22 protein-coding genes are annotated in these 19,553 nt (G+C 61.0%); 8 read left to right on the top strand and 14 right to left on the bottom strand.

The annotated features are described in order from the left end of the window. Positions 1-94 precede the first annotated feature (94 nt). Positions 95-1,117, top strand: a complete 1,023-nt coding sequence (rlmF, locus tag KW062_RS05465) for a 23S rRNA (adenine(1618)-N(6))-methyltransferase RlmF (protein ID WP_105755123.1) — start codon at positions 95-97, stop codon at positions 1,115-1,117. A 62-nt stretch (positions 1,118-1,179) separates the two neighbouring features. Here rlmF and KW062_RS05460 read toward each other — a convergent pair whose 3' ends face one another. Continuing rightward, positions 1,180-1,461 (bottom strand): HU family DNA-binding protein, encoded by a 282-nt coding sequence (locus KW062_RS05460; protein ID WP_007905514.1) that lies wholly within the window; start codon positions 1,459-1,461, stop codon positions 1,180-1,182. A 396-nt stretch (positions 1,462-1,857) separates the two neighbouring features. Between KW062_RS05460 and yejK the strand changes: the two genes are divergently transcribed. Together yejK and KW062_RS05450 are read left to right on the top strand one after the other, a co-directional pair. Beyond that, positions 1,858-2,862 carry a nucleoid-associated protein YejK gene (yejK, locus tag KW062_RS05455; protein ID WP_027618645.1) on the top strand — a complete coding sequence of 335 codons (1,005 nt, stop codon included), beginning with the start codon at positions 1,858-1,860 and terminating at the stop codon, positions 2,860-2,862. Next, positions 2,862-3,209 (top strand): glutaredoxin family protein, encoded by a 348-nt coding sequence (locus KW062_RS05450; protein ID WP_027618644.1) that lies wholly within the window; start codon positions 2,862-2,864, stop codon positions 3,207-3,209. Before yejK ends, KW062_RS05450 begins: the two co-directional genes overlap by 1 nt. A 160-nt stretch (positions 3,210-3,369) precedes the next feature. Here the strand turns inward: KW062_RS05450 and KW062_RS05445 are convergent, their stop codons facing one another. The 9 genes from KW062_RS05445 to KW062_RS05405 all read right to left on the bottom strand — a co-directional run bounded on the left by KW062_RS05445 (position 3,370) and on the right by KW062_RS05405 (position 11,589). Next, a complete protein-coding gene (locus KW062_RS05445) occupies positions 3,370-4,302 on the bottom strand; it encodes a glutathione S-transferase family protein (protein ID WP_027618643.1) in 933 nt (310 codons plus the stop codon). Positions 4,303-4,390: 88 nt separating this feature from the next. After that, positions 4,391-4,702, bottom strand: coding sequence for a GIY-YIG nuclease family protein (locus tag KW062_RS05440; protein ID WP_027618642.1), 312 nt, complete (start codon positions 4,700-4,702; stop codon positions 4,391-4,393). Between the two features lie 39 nt (positions 4,703-4,741). Next, a complete protein-coding gene (locus KW062_RS05435; protein ID WP_105755122.1) occupies positions 4,742-5,212 on the bottom strand; it encodes a nuclear transport factor 2 family protein in 471 nt (156 codons plus the stop codon). Positions 5,213-5,311: 99 nt separating this feature from the next. After that, complete coding sequence (locus KW062_RS05430) at positions 5,312-6,616, bottom strand: CynX/NimT family MFS transporter (protein WP_105755121.1); 1,305 nt, start codon at positions 6,614-6,616, stop codon at positions 5,312-5,314. Continuing rightward, on the bottom strand, positions 6,606-7,265 hold the full coding sequence (locus KW062_RS05425) for a FadR/GntR family transcriptional regulator (RefSeq protein ID WP_027618639.1): 660 nt from the start codon (positions 7,263-7,265) through the stop codon (positions 6,606-6,608). The genes KW062_RS05430 and KW062_RS05425 overlap by 11 nt, the downstream gene beginning before the upstream one ends. A 142-nt stretch (positions 7,266-7,407) precedes the next feature. Then, entirely contained in the window at positions 7,408-8,172 is a 765-nt protein-coding gene (locus tag KW062_RS05420; protein ID WP_027618638.1) for an amino acid ABC transporter ATP-binding protein, read from the bottom strand. A 30-nt stretch (positions 8,173-8,202) separates the two neighbouring features. After that, on the bottom strand, positions 8,203-9,300 hold the full coding sequence (locus KW062_RS05415) for an amino acid ABC transporter permease (protein ID WP_027618637.1): 1,098 nt from the start codon (positions 9,298-9,300) through the stop codon (positions 8,203-8,205). A gap of 10 nt (positions 9,301-9,310) precedes the next feature. After that, the gene (locus KW062_RS05410; RefSeq protein WP_027618636.1) at positions 9,311-10,492 is read right to left on the bottom strand and encodes an amino acid ABC transporter permease; all 1,182 of its coding nucleotides are present in this window, start codon (positions 10,490-10,492) and stop codon (positions 9,311-9,313) included. Positions 10,493-10,557: 65 nt separating this feature from the next. Then, positions 10,558-11,589 carry an amino acid ABC transporter substrate-binding protein gene (locus KW062_RS05405; RefSeq protein WP_027618635.1) on the bottom strand — a complete coding sequence of 344 codons (1,032 nt, stop codon included), beginning with the start codon at positions 11,587-11,589 and terminating at the stop codon, positions 10,558-10,560. 468 nt (positions 11,590-12,057) lie between these two features. Here KW062_RS05405 and KW062_RS05400 point away from each other — a divergent pair, with 468 nt between their 5' ends. From KW062_RS05400 to KW062_RS05380, 5 genes are all read left to right on the top strand, one after another. Next, entirely contained in the window at positions 12,058-12,714 is a 657-nt protein-coding gene (locus KW062_RS05400) for an alpha/beta hydrolase (protein ID WP_105755120.1), read from the top strand. A 97-nt stretch (positions 12,715-12,811) separates the two neighbouring features. Next, positions 12,812-14,266 (top strand): ATP-dependent RNA helicase RhlB, encoded by a 1,455-nt coding sequence (gene rhlB, locus KW062_RS05395; protein ID WP_105755119.1) that lies wholly within the window; start codon positions 12,812-12,814, stop codon positions 14,264-14,266. A gap of 129 nt (positions 14,267-14,395) precedes the next feature. Continuing rightward, positions 14,396-15,340 (top strand): ornithine cyclodeaminase family protein, encoded by a 945-nt coding sequence (locus tag KW062_RS05390; RefSeq protein ID WP_105755118.1) that lies wholly within the window; start codon positions 14,396-14,398, stop codon positions 15,338-15,340. A gap of 12 nt (positions 15,341-15,352) precedes the next feature. Then, a complete protein-coding gene (locus KW062_RS05385) occupies positions 15,353-16,480 on the top strand; it encodes an NAD(P)/FAD-dependent oxidoreductase (RefSeq protein WP_027618631.1) in 1,128 nt (375 codons plus the stop codon). A 72-nt stretch (positions 16,481-16,552) separates the two neighbouring features. Next, the gene (locus KW062_RS05380; RefSeq protein WP_027618630.1) at positions 16,553-17,179 is read left to right on the top strand and encodes a helix-turn-helix transcriptional regulator; all 627 of its coding nucleotides are present in this window, start codon (positions 16,553-16,555) and stop codon (positions 17,177-17,179) included. Positions 17,180-17,254: 75 nt separating this feature from the next. Here KW062_RS05380 and KW062_RS05375 read toward each other — a convergent pair whose 3' ends face one another. The 4 genes from KW062_RS05375 to moaC form a co-directional block, all read right to left on the bottom strand. After that, complete coding sequence (locus tag KW062_RS05375; protein WP_027618629.1) at positions 17,255-18,031, bottom strand: ABC transporter substrate-binding protein; 777 nt, start codon at positions 18,029-18,031, stop codon at positions 17,255-17,257. A 292-nt stretch (positions 18,032-18,323) separates the two neighbouring features. After that, on the bottom strand, positions 18,324-18,776 hold the full coding sequence (gene moaE, locus KW062_RS05370; protein WP_105755117.1) for a molybdopterin synthase catalytic subunit MoaE: 453 nt from the start codon (positions 18,774-18,776) through the stop codon (positions 18,324-18,326). 3 nt (positions 18,777-18,779) lie between these two features. Next, entirely contained in the window at positions 18,780-19,022 is a 243-nt protein-coding gene (gene moaD / locus KW062_RS05365; RefSeq protein ID WP_027618627.1) for a molybdopterin converting factor subunit 1, read from the bottom strand. After that, positions 19,019-19,492 (bottom strand): cyclic pyranopterin monophosphate synthase MoaC, encoded by a 474-nt coding sequence (gene moaC / locus KW062_RS05360; protein ID WP_027618626.1) that lies wholly within the window; start codon positions 19,490-19,492, stop codon positions 19,019-19,021. The genes moaD and moaC overlap by 4 nt, the downstream gene beginning before the upstream one ends. Between the last annotated feature and the right edge of the window lie 61 nt (positions 19,493-19,553).

The raw sequence follows: 19,553 nt of genomic DNA, 5'->3' as shown, positions 1-19,553 counted from the left end.
ACAGGGCTCTGTGTCGATTTTGCAATTGGGTTCACACCCGCAGGATGTGGGACAATGCCCGCCACTTTCAGCCATACCCGAATCGATTCCAGCCATGACCGCCCCTCGCCACCCCAAACCTGCGCGCAACAAGCCAGCCACCGCTACCCCGGCCAAAGCCGAGGCGCCGCGGGAGAAGGCCAGCCTGCATCCGCGCAATCGCCATCAGGGCCGTTACGACTTTCCGGCGCTGATCAAAAGCACCCCGGAACTGGCGAAGTTCGTGATCATCAACCCGTACGGCAAGGAAAGCATCGACTTCGCCAGCCCCGATGCGGTGCGGGTGTTCAATCGGGCGCTGCTCAAATCCTTCTACGGCATTGCCCATTGGGATATTCCCGCAGACTACCTGTGCCCACCGGTGCCGGGCCGAGCCGATTATGTGCACTTCCTCGCCGACCTATTGGCCAGCGGCAACGAAGGCATCATTCCACGAGGTGCGGCAGTCAAGGTGCTGGATATCGGCACGGGCGCCAACTGCATCTACCCGCTGATCGGTTACAGCGATTACCGCTGGCATTTCCTCGGCTCGGAAATCGACACCACGGCCGTCGCCTCCGCCAAAGCCATCGTTCAATCCAACGGGCTTAACAAGGCCATCCAGTTGCGCCAGCAAGGTAATCGCAAGCAGATCCTGCGGGATCTGCTTGAGAGTACCGAGCGTTTTGACCTGACGATGTGCAATCCACCTTTCCACGCCTCGCTGGAAGAAGCCACGCGTGGCAGCACACGCAAATGGCGGGCATTGGGCAAGGCCGATCCGAAACGCAAACTGCCAGTGCTGAACTTCGGCGGTCAGGCAGCGGAATTGTGGTGCGAGGGTGGTGAGGCACGCTTTGTCACACAACTGATCAGCGAAAGCGCAGAGATCGGGCAACAGGTGTTGTGGTTCAGCACCCTGGTTTCGAAAGCTTCCAATCTGCCGGCAATCGAGGCCGCGCTGAAAAAGGTCGGAGCCCTGCAACGCCAGGTGGTGGAAATGTCCCAGGGGCAGAAGCAGAGCCGCTTTGTCGCCTGGACGTTCCAGACGCCCGCGCAACAACAGGCCTGGCGTCAGCGCTGGGTGCGAAAGGATTAAATCGCAGGCAACAAAAAAGCCGTGCCCGAATCGCTCCGGTGCACGGCTTTCTTTTATGCGTCTTACTTGTTAACAGCGTCGGTCAGGCCTTTAGCCACAACCAGCTTGATAACTTTCTTGGCAGCGATTTCGATGGCAGCGCCAGTCGAAGGGTTGCGGCCGGTACGGGCAGGACGCTCGGTCACTTTCAGTTTGCCGATACCTGGCAGGGTGATTTCACCGCCGTTTTCCAGTTGATCAGCAACGATTTGGCCCAGTTGGTCCAGAGCGTTACGCGCGGTGGTTTTTGGCGCGTCGATAGCTTCAGCGATATCGGCGATCAGTTGGTCTTTAGTAAGAGCCATGTGGTGTTCCTTCCCTATCAAATTCATATGGATTGCAGAGTGCAGTGTCAGCTATCGAGCCCGATCTTCTGGATCTGGCACCCTCGGCTACAACACCGATGCATCGGGGTTATAGATGCCGAAATCAGGGTTTGGTTCGACCTGACAAATGCTGAATGCAGGCTTGTCGCGGTGACTTCGCGCAAGACGGGGCAAAACTAGCACAGAGACGGGGAAATATCCGCCTCTACCTACCCATTTGGTCAGCTTTATTGCTCTAAACCGGTAAAAAAACGCATAAGCCCGACGGGAGTCACACGCCACCCCCTTGAACCGCCGCCAAAACCAGCAGGTGCGGTACACTGGGCACTTTTTCGGGGGAGCACGCCCTCCTCCATTCATCCAGCCGAGAAGCCCATGCCGATCCGTCATTGCATCGTCCACCTGATCGACAAAAAACCCGACGGCACACCTGCAGTTCTCCATGCCCGTGACTCGGAGCTGAGCGAATCCGCCGCAATCGAGAACATGCTTGCCGACCTCAATGAAAGCTACAACGCCAAAGCCGGCAAGGCCTGGGGTTTGTTCCATGCCGAGTCTGGCGCACATCCGTTCAGCGGCTGGCTGAAGGAGTACCTGGACGGCGGCAAGGACTTCACCGCCTTCAGCCGGGTTGCCGTCGAGCACCTGCAGAAGCTGATGGAGGAGTCCAACCTGTCGACCGGCGGCCACGTGCTGTTCGCCCATTACCAGCAAGGCATGACCGACTACCTGGCGATCGCCCTGCTGCATCACAGCGAAGGCGTGGCGGTGACCGAGCAACTCGACGTGACCCCTTCCCGGCACTTGGACCTCGGCCAACTGCACCTGGCGGCGCGGATCAACATTTCCGAGTGGCAGAACAACAAGCAGTCCAAGCAGTACATTTCGTTCATCAAGGGCAAGAACGGGAAAAAGGTTTCCGAGTATTTCCGCGATTTCATTGGCTGCCAGGAAGGGGTCGACGGGCCAGGCGAAACCCGCACCCTGCTCAAAGCGTTCAGTGACTTCGTCGAAAGCGAAGACCTGCCCGAAGACGATGCCCGCGAGAAAACCAAGACCCTGGTCGACTACGCCAGCAGCCAGGCCAAGCTCGGCGAACCCATGGGTCTGGAAGAGCTCTCCGAGCTGATCGACGAAGAGCGGCCGAAAGCCTTCTACGACCATATCCGTAACAAGGACTACGGTCTGTCGCCGGAGATTCCGGCGGACAAACGTACCCTCAATCAATTCCGTCGCTTCACTGGGCGCGCCGAAGGCCTGTCCATCAGCTTTGAAGCGCATCTGCTCGGCTCGAAGATCGAATACGACGAAGAAGCCGGCACCCTGATCATCAAGGGCCTGCCGACCTCGCTCACCGATCAGCTCAAGCGTCGCAACTGATGCTCGTACGGACGCTGAAGAAGGTCCTGTTGATCCTGCTGGTGGTGGTGGTCTATCAGAACTGGGGCAAGATCGAACGGCTGTTCAATCCTTCCCAGGCGGTCTCCGAGCAAGTCCGGAGCAACGCCCGGGTTGTGCTTTACTCGACCGACTGGTGCGGCTACTGCCAGGCAACCCGGCGCTTTCTCGATAGCAAGGGCATTCCGTTCAAGGAATTCGATATCGACAAGGACGCCGGGGCACGCAAGGCTTATGAAGCGCTAGGCGGTCGCGGCATCCCGGTGCTGGACGTGAATGGCACGCTGATTCGCAACTTTGACCCGGATGCGATCATGGCGGCCTTGTAGGGGCGCGACGCAGAACCTGTGAAGCGTTCAAATCCCTGTGGCCAGCCTGCTGGCGATGAGGCCAGCCTATCCAACATCTGCGATGACTGACCCACCGCTTTCGCGAGCAACGGCACGCCGCCCGGGCTGCTCGCACAAAGGGCCGGCACACAACACCGCGTCAGCGGGCCTCGATTCGGAATCCCAGGCGCGGGAAGTGCACGTGCACCACACCGCCACGCTCGTCTTCGCGACGCAGGATCAACTCCTCGCTGCCCGCAAACAGCAACTCGCCCTCAACCGGATCAACGCCATAGTCGGTCGCGGCGATCACCACTGGCTGACCGGCGACAAAACCGTTCGGGTCGATGAACGCCTCGTCCGGCAAGGCCGCCGGGGTTGCCTCGCGCGCCACTTGCAAGGCCTCCTCTGCACTCATGGCGCTGAATGCGCCATGACCAAAGCCCAGCGCCCGCGTCAGCCAGGCCGAAACCGTCGGATAGGCATCCACCAGCGGTGCCGTCACCGGCGTAGCCTTGAGGAACCACAGAGGATGGGCCAAGGCCAGGTCGGCAATCGAAGGTTCGCCGAACAGGTAATCGCCATCGCGCTGCAATTGCTGCTCCAGCCGCGCCATAAAAGTCGGCCATTGATGCCGAGCCTGCTCCGCCGACAACCGCGTCGCACTGCCGCCACTGAACAATCCGGCACGATCGGCAACGAAGGCTTTCACCGCTTCCGGCGGCAGCTTGGCAAAACGCACAGCAATCGACTCAGGCTGGAACACCAGACTCACCGCGTGCTGGAACAGCACCGAATCGGCCCAGGCGGCGAAAGTCGCGCTGACCAATTCCTGGCCCTCTGGAAAGAACGCCGGCAGGGCCTTCTCCTGATCCAGGCGTCGTGCAATCAGCGCGGTGTCGCAGTAAATATCGGCGCCAATCTGCAGCACCGGAGTCTTGCGGTAACCGCCGGTCAACGCCGTGAGATCGGGCTTGGGCATGACCGGTGAGATGTGCACCGAACGCCAGGACAGCCCCTTGAAGCCCAGCATCAGGCGGGTCTTTTCGGCGAATGGGGAGGCCGGGTAATGGTGAAGAATCAACTCTGACATGCTGGTCCCGCCGCTTGAGTGAGGAGCCCGCAGCTTAGCGCGCAATCGAGTGGTGGCCTACCCATGCACCCTGATGGGAACTGATCAGTCAGATTGATGGGCCTGTCACTGCGCTGGCCACCAGGCACTCTTTGGCACTCTTTCTGAGCTTTTTGATCAACCGTTCCTGACGCAGTGCATCGCTCTTGTCACGACAGCGCTCGGTGTAGACCAGCGCCACCGCCGGGCTGGAGAGAAAGAAACGTGCTCCCTTGCCGCTCTGGTGCTTGGCGAAACGACGCTCGGGATCATCACTGATCCCGCAATAGAGCGAACCATTGGCGGCACGCACGAGGTAGACAAACCAGGTTTTGCTTGCCGGAGTGTCGACGTCGACAGTGCTTTCGCTGAGGGTGGTCACGTAACAATGAGGACTTGTAGGAAACAGGCCGCAATCTTATCAGCGACCGGCCTGAAATGCCTTCAGCCCCTTCAACGCCTGACCGCGCACTGCGTTGCCCACCAGCGGTGTCCACCCCAGCAGCAGGCCTTTGAAACCCAATGCCTGACGCGACCAGCGCCACAGACTGAAGGCGTCATGGTGCTCGCAAATCTTGCCGTCGCGAAACACGAAGCGCGCGTGTATGTCGTTGACCACAGTGTTGCCGGTCTGGCTGAACAGGTAGGTGGCGACCCAATGGGCGCTGCCTGCGCGCTCGTCGGCCTGAACACTGTCGAAGGTCAGCGAGAAGTCCTTGGCCCGGGTGGTGAGCATGCGCCACATGTCGCCGGCATCACGGCCACGCAGCTCGCCAAAGGCCGGATCGCTGAACAACACATCGTCGCAGTAGCAGGCCGCCATGGCCTCGGCATCCAGGCGCTGGAAGGCTTGGTAGAACGTGGTGATCAACGCGCGGTTGGCTTCGCTCATGGGCAGACTCCGGACAATCGAAAGATCGCTGCACGATAGTCTGCGCCAGCGCGGAACACCACCGGCATTCGCCACGCAAATACTGTGGGTGCGCTCGACTCAGACCCGTTCGCTCTCAACCTGCACGTAGCGCGCTCGGCCCGCTCCCAACCCGGCGATAATCGCCCCTAGGCCAATCACCCCGAAGATCCAGCCGACGGCACCCCAGCCGCCGGTCCAGTCATGCACCAGGCCGACCGCGAACGGCCCCATCGACGCCAGGGTGTAACCGAATCCCTGGGCCATGCTCGACAGGTTGGCCGCCACGTGGGAGTCGCGCGAGCGCAGGACGATCAGGGTCAAGGCCAGGGCGAACGTCGCGCCCTGCCCCAGGCCCAACAGGATCGCCCAGCCCCACAAACCTTCGATCGGCGCGTACAGACAGCCGAACAAGCCGCCCAGGGTCATCAGCATCACCAGCACAATGGCCGGACGCTGATCCTTGCCCCGCGTGGCCAGCCAGGGTGCCGCCAGCGAACTGGCGAGTTGCACGATCACCGAGCCGGACAACACCAGCCCGGCCTGGGTTGGCGTCAGGCCGCGACCGATCAGGATCGATGGCAACCAGCCGAACACAATGTAGGCCAGCGAGGACTGCAGCCCCATGTACAGCGTCACTTGCCAGGCCAACGGGTCGCGCAGCAAGCCGCGAACCCGGTACGCGACATTGTGCGCGCCGTGCTTGGGCCCAACTTGCGGCAACCAGAACACCGCCGCGAGCAACGCCGGAATGACCCAGAAGCCCAGACCCGCCGTCCATCCCTGGTCAAAATGCTCGCTCAACGGCACGCTGGCGCCCGCCGCCATGGCCGCGCCCAGGCAAAGGGCCATGGTGTAGACCCCGGTCATGGTCCCGGCATGCTTGGCGAAGTCGCGCTTGACGATCCCCGGTAGCAATACGCCGATCACACCGATGCTGGCACCGGCGAGGACGCTCCCGGCAAACAGCCCGACTTCACCGAACGAACTGCGCAGGATAATCCCGCCGGCCAGCGTCAGCAGAATCCCCAGCACCACGCGCTCGGCACCAAAACGCCGCGCCAGGACCGGCGCCAGCGGTGCAAACAGCCCCAGGCAGAGCACCGGCAAGGTGGTCAACAAACCGGCCTTGGCAGCCGAAAGGCCAAGCGCGTGGGACACCTCACTGAGCAATGGCGCCATGCTCGACAGCGCCGGGCGCAGGTTCAGCGCCACCAGGACCAGGCCCAGCAACAGCAGCCACGGACGGCGCAACGACGGGGGACTGGTCTGGACCTGCTCGTCGTCGGCCTCGGCATCGATCAGCAGTTCTTCAAGCTCTGCCGAGCGCTTCGGTGCAAGGGTTTCAGAGTGGTTGGACATAAGGCTCTCGGTATCAGGGTTCATTGATCAACTGCCGGGAAATGGCTTTCGCCCGTTCCGGGTCGCGCTGCTCGACGGCATCGAGCAGGTCGATATGCAGATCGAACACTTCCTGACGCCTGGGGATAACGTTCAGTGTCTCGCGCAACTGTGCCGCGACGACGCTGGAGAAATAGCGATACAGCTCGCTGAGGGTGGGGTTATGCGCGGCGTCCACCAGCAACCGGTGGAATGCCATATCGCAGGCAATGTAACTGTCGAGGTCACCGTGATAATGACCACCGCTGACTTCAAGTGCCTGGCGCAAGGCCAGCAGGTCATCGTCGGTACGCCGCAACGCCGCCAGGCCGATGGCCTCGACTTCGAGGATGTGCCGGGTCTCTCGGGCCTGCTCATGGGAACAGCGGGACAAGGCCTTCAGGGTATCCAGCGGATCGACCACTGCGCGCACGTAGCTGCCATCGCCCTGGCGAATCTCGATCAATCCGGAAAACGCCAGCACTCGCATGGCTTCACGCACGGTGTTGCGACTAATGCCAAGTTCGGCGCACAACTCGGGCTCAGTCGGCAGGCGCTGGCCCACGACCCACTGGCCCTGACTGATGCGCAGACGCAGTTGCTCGAGGGCCTGATCGACCAGGGAGCGTTTGATAAGCGGAGATATTTCAGACATGGAATTCGCCCTGTCATCCAATCATGGGATGAATTTTCTGACATGTTAGTCAGCTTGCCCCTGGAGAGCAACAGAGCGCCCGTTTTCTGCCGGCATAAAAAAACCCGGAACTCAGTCCGGGTTTTTTAACTGTACACCTCGATCAATGCAGGATCTGGCTCAGGAACAGTTTGGTGCGGTCGTTCTGCGGGTTGTCGAAGAAGTCGTTCGGTGCCGCCTGCTCGACGATTTCACCCTTGTCCATGAAGATCACTCGATTCGCCACGGTGCGGGCGAAGCCCATTTCGTGGGTCACGCAGAGCATGGTCATACCGTCTTCAGCCAGGCCGATCATGGTGTCCAGTACTTCCTTCACCATCTCCGGATCGAGGGCCGAGGTTGGTTCGTCAAACAGCATGATTTTGGGCTTCATGCACAATGCGCGGGCGATTGCCACACGCTGCTGCTGACCACCGGACAGCTGCCCCGGGTACTTGTGCGCCTGCTCCGGAATGCGCACGCGCTCCAGGTAGTGCATGGCGATTTCCTCGGCCTTGCGCTTGGGCATCTTGCGCACCCACATTGGCGCCAGCGTGCAGTTCTGCAGGATGGTCAGGTGCGGGAACAGGTTGAAGTGCTGGAACACCATGCCGACTTCGCGACGCACCGTTTCGATCTGCTTGAGGTCGTTGGTCAGCTCCACGCCATCGACCACGATGCGGCCCTGCTGGTGCTCTTCCAGGCGGTTAAGGCAACGGATGGTAGTGGATTTGCCGGAACCCGACGGGCCACACAGGACGATGCGCTCGCCCTGCTTGACGTTGAGGTTGATGTCTTTCAGCACGTGGAACTGGCCGTACCACTTGTTCACGCCCTGCATCTGGATGATGCCTTCAGGGCTGGACGGTTGCTTGATTGCTTCGCTCATAAGAGAACTTCCTAAATTAGGTACGGCGCTTCAGCGCTTGTGGCCAGTGTCGAGCTTGCGTTCCAAGTGCATGGAATAGCGCGACATACCAAAACAGAAAATCCAGAACACCAGGGCCGCGAACACGTAGCCTTCAGTGGCCATGCCCAGCCATTTGGGGTCGGCGGCGGCTTGCTTGACGCTGTTGAGCAGGTCGAACAGCCCGATGATGATCACCAGACTGGTGTCCTTGAACAGCGCGATGAAGGTGTTGACGATGCCCGGAATCACCAGCTTCAGGGCTTGCGGCAGAATCACCAGGCCCATGCTGCGCCAGTAACCGAGGCCCATCGCCGCGGCCGCTTCGTATTGGCCCTTTGGAATCGCCTGCAGACCGCCACGCACCACTTCGGCGACGTAGGCCGACTGGAACAGGATCACCCCGATCAGTGCCCGCAGCAGCTTGTCGAAGTTCATGCCTTCGGGCAGGAACAGCGGCAGCATCACCGAGGACATGAACAGCACCGTGATCAACGGCACGCCGCGCCAGAACTCGATGAAGGTCACGCAGACCACGCGAATCGCCGGCATGTTCGAGCGCCGCCCCAACGCCAGGACGATCCCCAGCGGCAAGGCGCCGGCAATGCCGACGGTGGCGATCACCAGGGTCAGCATCAGGCCGCCCCACTGACTGGTCGCTACTTGTGTCAGGCCGAACACGCCGCCGTGCAACAGGCACCAGGCGATGATCGGGTAGAGCACCAGGAAGCTCAGGCCGTAGATGGCTTTGCGCGGGAAACGCGAGATGAACAGCGGCGCCACGCCGAGTACCGCCAGCCACACCGTCAGGTCGACACGCCAGCGCAGTTCCGGCGGGTAGTAACCGTACATGAACTGGCCGAAGCGCTGCTGGATGAACACCCAGCAGGCGCCCTCCTTCGTACAGTCGGCGCGAGTGGTGCCTACCCAGTTGGCGTCAAGGATCGCCCACTGCAGGATCGGCGGCACGACCAGGTAGATCAGGTAGAACGCGAACAGGGTCAGCAGGGTGTTGAGCCAACTGGAGAACATGTTTGCGCGCATCCACGCCACGATGCCGATGCTGCTGCTCGGCGGTGGCATGTCAGGTTTGAAAGTATGAGTGCTCATGCGCTTTTCCTTACCGCTCGATCAGCGCAATGCGCTTGTTGTACCAGTTCATCAGCAGGGAAATGCTGATACTGATCGCCAGGTACACGCTCATGGTGATGGCAATCACCTCGATCGCCTGCCCGGTCTGGTTCAGCACCGTACCGGCAAACAACGAGACCATCTCCGGATAACCGATACCGGCTGCCAGCGAGGAGTTTTTCGCCAGGTTCAGGTATTGGCTGGTCAGCGGCGGAATGATCACGCGCAGGGCTTGCGGGATGATCACCTTGCGCAGCGTCGGACCGTTGCGCAGTCCCAACGAGTGAGCGGCCTCGGTCTGGCCGTGGCTCACCGACTTGATCCCGGAACGCACGATCTCGGCGATGAACGCCGCGGTGTACACGGTCAAGGCCAGGGTCAGGGCCAGCAGTTCCGGGATCAGTACCCAACCACCGACGAAGTTGAAACCCTTGAGCTCCGGTTTTTCCCAGTGCACCGGCGCGCCGAACACCAGGGAGCACAACGCCGGAATCACCAGCATCAACGCCAGGCCGGTCCAGAACTTGTGGAAGGGTACACCGGTTGCTTCGAAGCGACGGTTAGCCCAGCGGTTCATCAGCACCACAGCGACGATCGCCACCAGGACGCTCACGGCGAACGGCCAGAATCCCTCAGCCATTTTCGCCGCTGGCATGTTCAGGCCACGGGCGCTGACAAAGAAGGTGTCGCCGAAGTTGTGGCTGTTGCGCGGTCCCGGCATGGTCAGGAATACCGCGAAGTACCAGAACAGGATCTGCAGCAGCGGCGGAATATTGCGGAAGACTTCCACATAGACGGTCGCCAGCTTGGCGATGATCCAGTTCTTCGACAGGCGCGCGACGCCGACGATGAAACCGAGGATTGTCGCCAGGATCACGCCGATGAAAGTCACCAGCAGGGTGTTGAGCAAGCCGATGACGAACACCCGGGCATAGCTGTCCGATTCGGTGTAGTCGATCAGGTGCTGGGCGATGCCGAAACCGGCACTGCGCTCGAGAAAGTCGAAGCCGGAGGTGATGCCCCGGTGCTGCAGGTTGGTCTGGGTGTTATCGAACAGATACCAGCCCATGGAGACCACCGCCACGATGGTGATGATCTGGAATAGCCACGCACGCACTTTTGGATCGCTGAGGCTGAACCTCTGCTTTGGTGCGCCGATAGAATTTTGCATGAAGTGCCCCGCAAAGAATGGAACAGAACATCACCCGGCGGTTGGCCCGCCGGGTGATAGAACCATCAGCGCACTGGTGGTGCGTACTGAATGCCGCCGTTGTTCCACAGCGCGTTCAGACCGCGGTCGATTTCCAGTGGAGTGCTTTTGCCGAGGTTTTTCTCGAACACCTCACCGTAGTTGCCGACCTGTTTGACGATCTGCACGACCCAGTCTTTCTTCACTTTCAGGTCTTTGCCGTACTCGCCGTCGCTACCCAGCAAACGGGCGACGTCCGGGTTCTTGGTGCTCTTGGCTTCAGCCTCGACGTTCTTCGACGTGATGCCCGCCTCTTCGGCGTTGAGCATGGCGTAGCCCACCCAGCGCACGATGGCCAGCCACTCGTCGTCGCCATTACGTACGACCGGGCCCAGTGGTTCCTTGGAAATGGTTTCCGGCAGGACCACGTAGTCTTTCGGCGCGGCCAACTTGCTGCGCTGGGCGAACAGTTGCGACTTGTCGGAGGTCAGCACGTCGCAACGACCGGATTCCAGCGACTTGGCGCTTTCATCGGAGGTGTCGAAGGTGATCGGGGTGTACTTCAGGCCATTGCCGCGGAAGTAGTCGGAAACGTTCAGCTCGGTGGTGGTACCGGCCTGGATGCAGATGGTTGCGCCATCCAGTTCCTTGGCACTTTTCACGCCCAGCTTGTTGTTCACCAGGAAGCCGATGCCGTCGTAATAGGTAATGAAGCCCGGGAATTTCAGGCCCATGCCCGCGTCACGGGAGCTGGTCATGGTGGTGTTGCGCGACAGCAGATCGATCTCACCGGATTGCAGCGCGGTGAAGCGCTCCTTGGCGTTCAACTGACTGAATTTGACCTTGGTCGCGTCGCCGAACACTGCAGCGGCTACCGCACGGCAGACGTCAGCATCGATACCGACGATCTTGCCGGTGGAGTCTGGAACCGAGAAGCCTGGCAGGCCATCGCTGACACCGCACTGTACGAAACCTTTCTTTTGCACCGCATCCAGGGTTGCGCCCGCCTGGGCAAACCCGCTGACGCCGAGTACTGCGGCCGCAGTGACGACTGCCAGGGTGGATTTCAACATCTTCATTCAAACCTCCAGTTTTGCTCTTGTTGTGTCGGAGCTTGAGTCCTGCCGCACCCTTATGAGGCGCTGTTGACCCGTGTTGGCTTGTTATAGGGTCAAGCGGCGTCAGACTTTCGCTATGAGTCTAGTAGGAGAAAATCCACATAATGGAAAACTCACTTCTCACCAATCGGCCGAACGGGCTGTAGCCCTTTCCTGTCTGCCCAGCCCGTAGCGGCCTGTGGCGAACGTCCATCACCGGATTTTTTGCATTCCCGTCGCCGACGTTAGCCTGATAGTGTTACCGCCAGGCGCAGGATTGATTGCACGGGATTCCCCATAGCAAGGCCCGTACCACACTGCTCGCTAAAGCGATTCAGCGTGAGGTCAAGAGCAAAACTTGCAACCGTGCGACATCTTCTTAACTGATCGACCGAACGTGCACCTCAGCCCCGCACCGAATGCGGGCGCACGCACAAGACTGGAGCAAACATGAGCGAGCCCTTGATTCTTCACCCTGCCAAGGCCGAAGACGCCTGCGTCATCTGGCTGCATGGCCTGGGCGCCGACCGCTTCGACTTCTTGCCGGTGGCCGAAGCCCTGCAGGAAACCCTGCAAACCACGCGCTTCGTCCTGCCCCAGGCGCCGACCCGCGCCGTGACCATCAATGGCGGCTACGAGATGCCGAGCTGGTACGACATCCTGGCCATGAGTCCGGCCCGGGCAATCGACCGCGAACAACTGAAAGCTTCCGCCGATCGCGTCATCGAACTGATCGAACAACAGCGCGCCAGCGGAATAGACGCTTCGCGGATTTTCCTCGCGGGCTTTTCCCAGGGCGGCGCCGTGGTCCTGCACACGGCATTTCTTAAATGGCAGGGAGCATTGGGCGGTGTCCTGGCCCTCTCCACCTATGCCCCGACTTTCAGCGAGACACTCGAACTCTCGGCCAGCCAGCAGCGGATTCCGGTGCTGTGCCTGCACGGCCAGTACGACGACGTGGTGCAGAACTCGATGGGCCGTAGCGCCTACGAGCACCTGAAGAACCGTGGTGTCACCGTGACATGGCAGGAATACCCAATGGGGCACGAAGTGTTACCCGAGGAAATTCGCGACATTGGCACCTGGCTTGCCGACCGTTTGCGCTGATACCGGCACATCTGTGTCGCCGTATGACCAACGTACTACGCCGCGCCCGTTTCTTGCATTACACTGGCCGGCGTACATTCCTTAACCAATTAATGAGATGACCGTGCTCAAAGCACTCAAGAAAATGTTCGGTAAAAGCGAGGCTGAGCAGCTCGCGCCCAGCTCCAGCGCCCCCACTCCTGCTACCAGCCACCGCACCGACGGTCATCAGCCTGGTCTAACCGCAGCGAAAATCGAGCCGGTGAACACACCTGCCATCGAAACGCCCCCGGGCCCCGTACGCAGCGAAACGCCGAAACCGCGTCGCCCTCGCGCACCAAAACCGCCGGTAGTGGCCTGGAAACTCGAAGACTTCGTGGTCGAACCCCAGGAAGGCAAAACCCGCTTTCACGACTTCAAGCTGGCCCCGGAATTGATGCATGCCATCCAGGACCTGGGCTTCCCGTACTGCACGCCAATCCAGGCGCAAGTACTGGGCTTCACCCTGGCCGGCAAGGACGCCATCGGTCGCGCCCAGACCGGCACCGGCAAAACCGCCGCGTTCCTGGTGTCGATCATCACCCAACTGCTGCAAACCCCGCCGCCGAAAGAGCGCTACATGGGCGAGCCACGGGCGCTGATCATCGCGCCGACCCGCGAGCTGGTGGTGCAGATCGCCAAAGACGCAGCCGACCTGACCAAGTACACCGGCCTCAACGTCATGACCTTCGTTGGCGGCATGGATTTCGACAAGCAGCTCAAGCACCTTGAAGCCCGCCATTGCGACATCCTCGTCGCCACGCCGGGCCGCCTGCTGGACTTCAACCAGCGCGGCGACGTGCACCTGGACATGGTCGAAGTGATGGTGTTGGACGAAGCCGACCGGATGCTCGACATGGGTTTCATCCCACAAGTGCGTCAGATCATTCGCCAGACTCCGCCGAAAAGCGAACGCCAGACCCTGCTGTTCTCCGCCACCTTCACCGAAGACGTGATGAACCTGGCGAAGCAGTGGACCACCGATCCGGCCATCGTCGAAATCGAAGTGGCCAACGTCGCCAACGAAAACGTCGAGCAGCACATCTACGCGGTGGCCGGCGCCGACAAATACAAACTGCTCTACAACCTGGTCAACGACAACGGTTGGGAGCGGGTCATCGTGTTTGCCAACCGCAAGGACGAAGTACGCCGCATCGAAGAACGCCTGGTGCGCGACGGCATCAATGCGGCGCAGTTGTCTGGCGACGTGCCACAGCACAAGCGCATCAAGACCCTCGAAGGTTTCCGCGAAGGCAAGATCCGCGTGCTGGTGGCCACCGATGTGGCCGGCCGCGGCATTCACATCGACGGCATCAGCCACGTGATTAACTTCACCCTGCCGGAAGTGCCGGACGACTACGTGCACCGTATTGGCCGTACCGGTCGCGCAGGCGCTGACGGTGTGTCCATCAGCTTCGCCGGTGAAGACGACTCCTACCAGCTACCGTCTATCGAAGAGCTGCTGGGCCGCAAGATCAGTTGCGAAACCCCGCCAACCCATCTGCTGCGGCCTGTAGAGCGCAAACGCCCGTAAGATAGGTTCACGATTAAAGAAGCGCACCCGGCCACGGACTGCGCTTTTTTTACGCCCGGATATTGCCAAATAGATGAATAAGTCCACAATGGACAAATTAGTTTAGTTGCGACTTCATGGAGTCCCTGCATGTCCAGCACCCCTTTAGTGATCGCCCAAGCCCAGGCCCGCGAACTGCTCGCCCGGGTCGACGTACCGCAGATCCTGCGCAAGCTGTTTCGAGACCTGGCGGCTGGCCAAGCCGTGCAACCGGCCCAGCAACTGGTGGAGTTCCCCCAGGGTGCCGGCGACTTCATCAACTACTTGGGAGTGCTGGCCGAGGACGGCGTGTACGGAATCAAGACCTCGCCTTACATCGTCCGCGAGCAGGGCCCGCTGGTCAGTGCCTGGACCTTGCTGATGTCGATGCACACCGGCCAGCCCCTGCTGCTGTGCGATGCCGGCGAACTGACCACCGCGCGCACGGCGGCGACAACGGCGGTGGCGGTCGGTGCACTGGCCCCGCAGCAGGCGACACGACTGGCGATCATCGGCAGCGGCAAGGTCGCCCAGGCGCACCTGCATTACGTCCGAGGCCTGCGCGACTGGCAGAGCATCAGCCTGTACTCGCCGAACCTGGCCGACGACGCTGAGACCATCGCCCTGCTGAAAGCCATCGAGCCACGCGTGAACATCGCCAGCAGCCGCGAGACTGCCGTCGCCGATGCCGACGTGATCATGCTCTGCACCTCCTCCGCCGGCCCGGTGATTGACCCCGCCGAGTTGAGCAAACCGGCTCTGATCACCTCCATCAGCACCAATGCCCCGCGCGCCCACGAAGTGCCACCGCACAGCCTCAAGGACATGCAGGTGTTCTGCGACTACCGCCTGACCACACCGGGCTCGGCTGGCGAAATGCTGATCGCCAGCGAGCAGCATGGCTGGAACCCGACGGCAATCCTCGGCGATTTGCCTGACCTGATCAGTGGCAAGGTGCAGCGTCCGGACTACGAGCGCCATGTGTTCTTCCGCTCGATCGGTCTGGGCCTGGAAGACATTGCGCTGGCCAATGCCATTTACCCGTTGGCGCACTGACAGGAGCCGTTCATGCCCCAGGCAGACTTCATCATCATCGGCGGCGGTATCGCCGGTGCCTCCACCGGTTTCTGGCTGTCCCGGCATGGTCGGGTGATCGTGCTCGAGCGCGAGTCTCACCCCGGCTATCACTCGACCGGACGCTCGGCGGCGCTCTACACAGCAGCCTACGGCACGCCACAGGTGCGCGCCCTGACCCAGGCCAGCCGCGAATTCTTCGATGCGCCGCCGCCAGGCTTCTGCGAACACCCGTTGCTGACCCCGCGCGGCGAGATGACCGTCGACTTCAGCAATGACCCGGCCGAGCTCAACAACCAATACCTGAGCGCCAAAGCCACCGTGCCGCAGATGCAATTGCTCAGTGCCGACGAAGCCTGCACGCGCCTGCCCATCCTGCGTCGGGAAAAAGTCTTCGGCGCGCTCTACGATCCCACCGCGACCGACATCGACACCGATGCGTTGCATCAGGGCTACCTGCGCGGTATCCGGCGCAACCAGGGCGAAGTGCACACCGACAGCGAAGTACTCGGCCTGACACGCGATGCCACCGGCCACTGGCAAGTGCAAACTGCCACGCAGACCTTCAGCGCACCGATCATCATCAATGCCGCCGGTGCCTGGGCCGACAAGCTCGGTGAATTGGCAGGCGCCCGCCCGCTGGGTCTGCAACCCAAGCGCCGCGCCGCATTTATTTTTGCCGGGCCGGAAGGCGTGGACATCCACAATTGGCCGATGCTGGTCAGCCTCGACGAGTCCTTCTACATGAAGCCCGACGCCGGGATGTTCCTCGGCTCACCGGCCAACGCCGACCCGGTCGAACCCCATGACGTGCAGCCGGAAGAGTTGGACATCGCCATGGGCATCTACCAGATCGAAGAGGCCACCACCCTGACCATCCGCCGCCCGACCCGCACCTGGGCCGGCCTGCGCAGCTTTGTCGCCGACGGCGACTTGATCAGCGGCTTCGACCCACAGGTGCCCGGGTTGTTCTGGGTTGCCGCACAAGGCGGCTATGGCATCCAGACCTCACCCGCCATGGGGCAGGCCAGCGCCGCACTGGTTCGCGGCGAGACTCTTCCTCAGCACCTGTGCGAATTCGGCCTCAGCGCTGAAATGCTCTCGCCTTCACGCCTCGGCTGACACCCGACCCCGTTTGCGGCAAACTTCCTGCGCCCCTCGTCCACGGGGCGCCGATTGCCTGGAGCACCACCGATGACCCCACCTCTACCCGATCCTGCACTGGATAACTTCCGGGCGATCGCCGACGCCATCGCCACGCTGTTTTTCCCCCATGCCGAGGTGGTGCTGCACGACCTGCGTACGCAGAAGATCGACTACATCGCCAACAACCTGTCCAAGCGCGAAATTGGTGACGATGCCGCACTGGAAGACATGCTCAGTGACGAGGTCAGCGAGCGCAACATCGGCCCGTACGAAAAGCTCAACTGGGATGGACAGAAGATTCGCAGCCTCAGCAGTGTGCTGCGCGACAGCCAGGGCCACCCGCTGGCCGTGCTGTGCATCAACCTGAACATTTCCCTGTTCGAAAATGCCAAGGCCGCACTGGACCTGTTTCTCTCGCCGAGCAAACTGATCCCGCAACCCGACGCGCTGTTCCGCGATGACTGGCAGGAACGCATCAACACCTTCCTGCACAACTGGCTGCGGGAACGGCAACTGGGCTTGAATGTGCTGACCCGCGAACACAAGCGCGAGCTGGTGCTGGCCTTGCACGCCGAAGGCGCCTTCAAGGGTAAAAGCGCGTCAAACTACGTGGCCAATGTGCTGAACATGGGGCGGGCGACGGTGTACAAGCATTTGAAGGAGTTGAAGGGCTAAAGATTTTCCGCGATTGATCTGGCCCCATCGTCGGAGCGAGCCGGCTCCGGGCGGCGCTCCGACGATGTTGATTAATCAATCGCCGTAGATATCAGACTTGAAATACTTCTCGGAAATCTTCAGGTACTCGCCATCCGCGCGAATCGCATCGATGGCGCTGTTCAGTTGGCTGACCAGCTCGGCATTGCCCTTGCGCACCGCAATCCCGGCGCCCTCGCCCACGTATTTCGGGTCCTTGAGTTCTGGCCCGACAAAGGCATAGCCCTTGCCACGAGGCATCGACAGGAAATCGTTGAGGGGGATGGTGTCGGCAAAGATCGCGTCGAGACGCCCGGCCGCCAGGTCCATGTAGATCTCTTCGTTGTTGCTGTAGCGCTTGACGTTGATGCCCTTGGGCTCGAACACCTCGGTGGCATAACGATCGGTGGTGGTGGCGCGCTGCACGCCGACGGTCTTGCCCTTGAGGCTGGCGTACTGATCATCCACCGTCGCGCCTTCCTTCATCACCAGCCGCGATGAGGTGAAGTAGTACTTGTGGGTGAAATCCACCGACTTCTTGCGATCGTCGTTGATGGTCATGGACGACAGCGCCATGTCGATTTTCTTCACTTTCAGCGACGGAATCAGACCGTCGAACTCGCCCTCGACCCACACACACTTGACCTTCATCTCGGCGCACAAGGCATTACCGATGTCGTAGTCGAAACCGACGATCTCGCCCTTGTCGGTTTTCGAGGCGAACGGTGGGTAGGCGGCTTCGATGCCGATACGCAGGGTTTTCTCGGCGGCGAACACTGAGCTGCACGCGAGCAGGCTCAGGGCCAGACCGGTGATGAGGGGGAATTTCTTCATGTTGGTTTTCTCGCGAGTTGTTGTTGGTTTGGCAAGAGAGAAGAAAGCGTCAATCGGCGGAGCCTTTTTTGTACTTATAATTCCATACTGGACTTTTATGTATTTGGCGTCAATCGGGCAAATGCAGGCTGGGCCGGCCGGTGGTCGGGTGGGCAGTCATTGAGGATTTTTGTGGGGCATAGGCCGCCATCGCGAGCAGGCTCGCTCCCACAGGGTACGGAGTACACCAACCCAATGTGGGAGCGAACCTGCTCGCGAAGAGGCCAGCAGTGGCGATAAAGAAACGCCAGACTTACTGCTTCCAGCGATCCGCCGCCGCATGATCACTGTCACGCCCTTCCACCCAGCGCGGGCCATCACTGGTGGTTTCCTTCTTCCAGAACGGCGCGCGGGTCTTCAGGTAATCCATGACAAAGGCGCAGGCGTCGAATGCCGCCTGGCGGTGGGCGCTGGTGGCGCCGACAAACACGATGGGCTCGCCCGGCTCGAGGGCGCCGATGCGGTGCAGCACTTCGAGCTTGAGCAGCGGCCAGCGCTGCTCGGCTTCAATGGCGATTTTGCCCAGGGCTTTTTCGGTCATGCCCGGATAATGTTCGAGGAACATGCCGGCGACATCGAGGCCATCGTTGAAGTCGCGCACATAGCCGACAAAACTCACCACCGCACCGACGCCGACATTGGCGTCGTGCAGTGCATTGACTTCAGCTCCCGGATCGAACGCCGCCGATTGCACGCGGATGGCCATGGTTCAGCCCCCGGTCACGGTCGGAAAGAACGCCACTTCGTCGCCATCGCTGAGCGGCTCGTCCAGTTGGCAAAGGTCTTCATTGCGTGCGCACATCAGGTTCTGCTCGCTCAGCACCTCGGCACCCTCACGCTGGGCCAGCAGAGCACGAACATCGTCGACTGTGGCGAATTCACCCTCGACCCGCTCTGAATCCTTACCCAAGACTTCGCGGTAACGGGCAAAGTATTTGACTGTCACTTTCATTGCTCGTCCGCCTGATAGTGCCCGCTCTTGCCGCCGAGTTTCTCCAGCAAGCGCACGTTCTCGATGACCATGCCGCGGTCCACCGCCTTGCACATGTCGTAAATGGTCAGCGCCGCGACGCTGGCGGCGGTCAGGGCTTCCATTTCCACGCCGGTCTGCCCTGACAGCTTGCAGCGGGCGGTGATATGCACGGTGTCGAGCCCTTCGGCGTTCAGCTCGACCTTGACCCCGGTCAGCAGCAACGGGTGGCACAGCGGGATCAGATCCGAGGTTTTCTTAGCCGCCTGAATCCCGGCGATGCGCGCCACGGCAAACACATCACCCTTGGGGTGGCCGCCGCTGACGATCATTTGCAGGGTTTCGGGGAGCATGCGCACGCGCGCTTCGGCCGTGGCTTCACGGAACGTCACGGATTTTTCGGTGACGTCGACCATATTGGCGCGACCTTGGGAATCGAGATGAGTCAGCACAGGGTTACTCCTGATCAGGAGCCCCGATTGTAAACCTGCCGGTCAGAATTAAGCACCCTTG

Origin of the sequence: Pseudomonas fluorescens, from assembly GCF_019212185.1 — a bacterium.
Lineage (GTDB): Bacteria > Pseudomonadota > Gammaproteobacteria > Pseudomonadales > Pseudomonadaceae > Aquipseudomonas.
This window is presented reverse-complemented; position numbering and strand designations above follow the sequence as displayed.

What these genes read in the sequence shown, in the direction of transcription:
- rlmF (WP_105755123.1), top strand. Translation starts at nt 95, where the DNA reads ATGACCGCCCCTCGCCACCCCAAACCTGCGCGCAACAAGCCAGCCACC.
- moaD (WP_027618627.1), bottom strand. Translation starts at nt 19,022, where the DNA reads ATGAAAGTGACAGTCAAATACTTTGCCCGTTACCGCGAAGTCTTGGGT.
- yejK (WP_027618645.1), top strand. Translation starts at nt 1,858, where the DNA reads ATGCCGATCCGTCATTGCATCGTCCACCTGATCGACAAAAAACCCGAC.
- KW062_RS05450 (WP_027618644.1), top strand. Translation starts at nt 2,862, where the DNA reads ATGCTCGTACGGACGCTGAAGAAGGTCCTGTTGATCCTGCTGGTGGTG.
- KW062_RS05385 (WP_027618631.1), top strand. Translation starts at nt 15,353, where the DNA reads ATGCCCCAGGCAGACTTCATCATCATCGGCGGCGGTATCGCCGGTGCC.
- KW062_RS05445 (WP_027618643.1), bottom strand. Translation starts at nt 4,302, where the DNA reads ATGTCAGAGTTGATTCTTCACCATTACCCGGCCTCCCCATTCGCCGAA.
- KW062_RS05435 (WP_105755122.1), bottom strand. Translation starts at nt 5,212, where the DNA reads ATGAGCGAAGCCAACCGCGCGTTGATCACCACGTTCTACCAAGCCTTC.
- KW062_RS05460 (WP_007905514.1), bottom strand. Translation starts at nt 1,461, where the DNA reads ATGGCTCTTACTAAAGACCAACTGATCGCCGATATCGCTGAAGCTATC.
- KW062_RS05405 (WP_027618635.1), bottom strand. Translation starts at nt 11,589, where the DNA reads ATGAAGATGTTGAAATCCACCCTGGCAGTCGTCACTGCGGCCGCAGTA.
- KW062_RS05375 (WP_027618629.1), bottom strand. Translation starts at nt 18,031, where the DNA reads ATGAAGAAATTCCCCCTCATCACCGGTCTGGCCCTGAGCCTGCTCGCG.
- KW062_RS05425 (WP_027618639.1), bottom strand. Translation starts at nt 7,265, where the DNA reads ATGTCTGAAATATCTCCGCTTATCAAACGCTCCCTGGTCGATCAGGCC.
- KW062_RS05390 (WP_105755118.1), top strand. Translation starts at nt 14,396, where the DNA reads ATGTCCAGCACCCCTTTAGTGATCGCCCAAGCCCAGGCCCGCGAACTG.
- KW062_RS05415 (WP_027618637.1), bottom strand. Translation starts at nt 9,300, where the DNA reads ATGAGCACTCATACTTTCAAACCTGACATGCCACCGCCGAGCAGCAGC.
- KW062_RS05400 (WP_105755120.1), top strand. Translation starts at nt 12,058, where the DNA reads ATGAGCGAGCCCTTGATTCTTCACCCTGCCAAGGCCGAAGACGCCTGC.
- moaE (WP_105755117.1), bottom strand. Translation starts at nt 18,776, where the DNA reads ATGGCCATCCGCGTGCAATCGGCGGCGTTCGATCCGGGAGCTGAAGTC.
- KW062_RS05420 (WP_027618638.1), bottom strand. Translation starts at nt 8,172, where the DNA reads ATGAGCGAAGCAATCAAGCAACCGTCCAGCCCTGAAGGCATCATCCAG.
- rhlB (WP_105755119.1), top strand. Translation starts at nt 12,812, where the DNA reads ATGACCGTGCTCAAAGCACTCAAGAAAATGTTCGGTAAAAGCGAGGCT.
- KW062_RS05380 (WP_027618630.1), top strand. Translation starts at nt 16,553, where the DNA reads ATGACCCCACCTCTACCCGATCCTGCACTGGATAACTTCCGGGCGATC.
- KW062_RS05430 (WP_105755121.1), bottom strand. Translation starts at nt 6,616, where the DNA reads ATGAACCCTGATACCGAGAGCCTTATGTCCAACCACTCTGAAACCCTT.
- KW062_RS05410 (WP_027618636.1), bottom strand. Translation starts at nt 10,492, where the DNA reads ATGCAAAATTCTATCGGCGCACCAAAGCAGAGGTTCAGCCTCAGCGAT.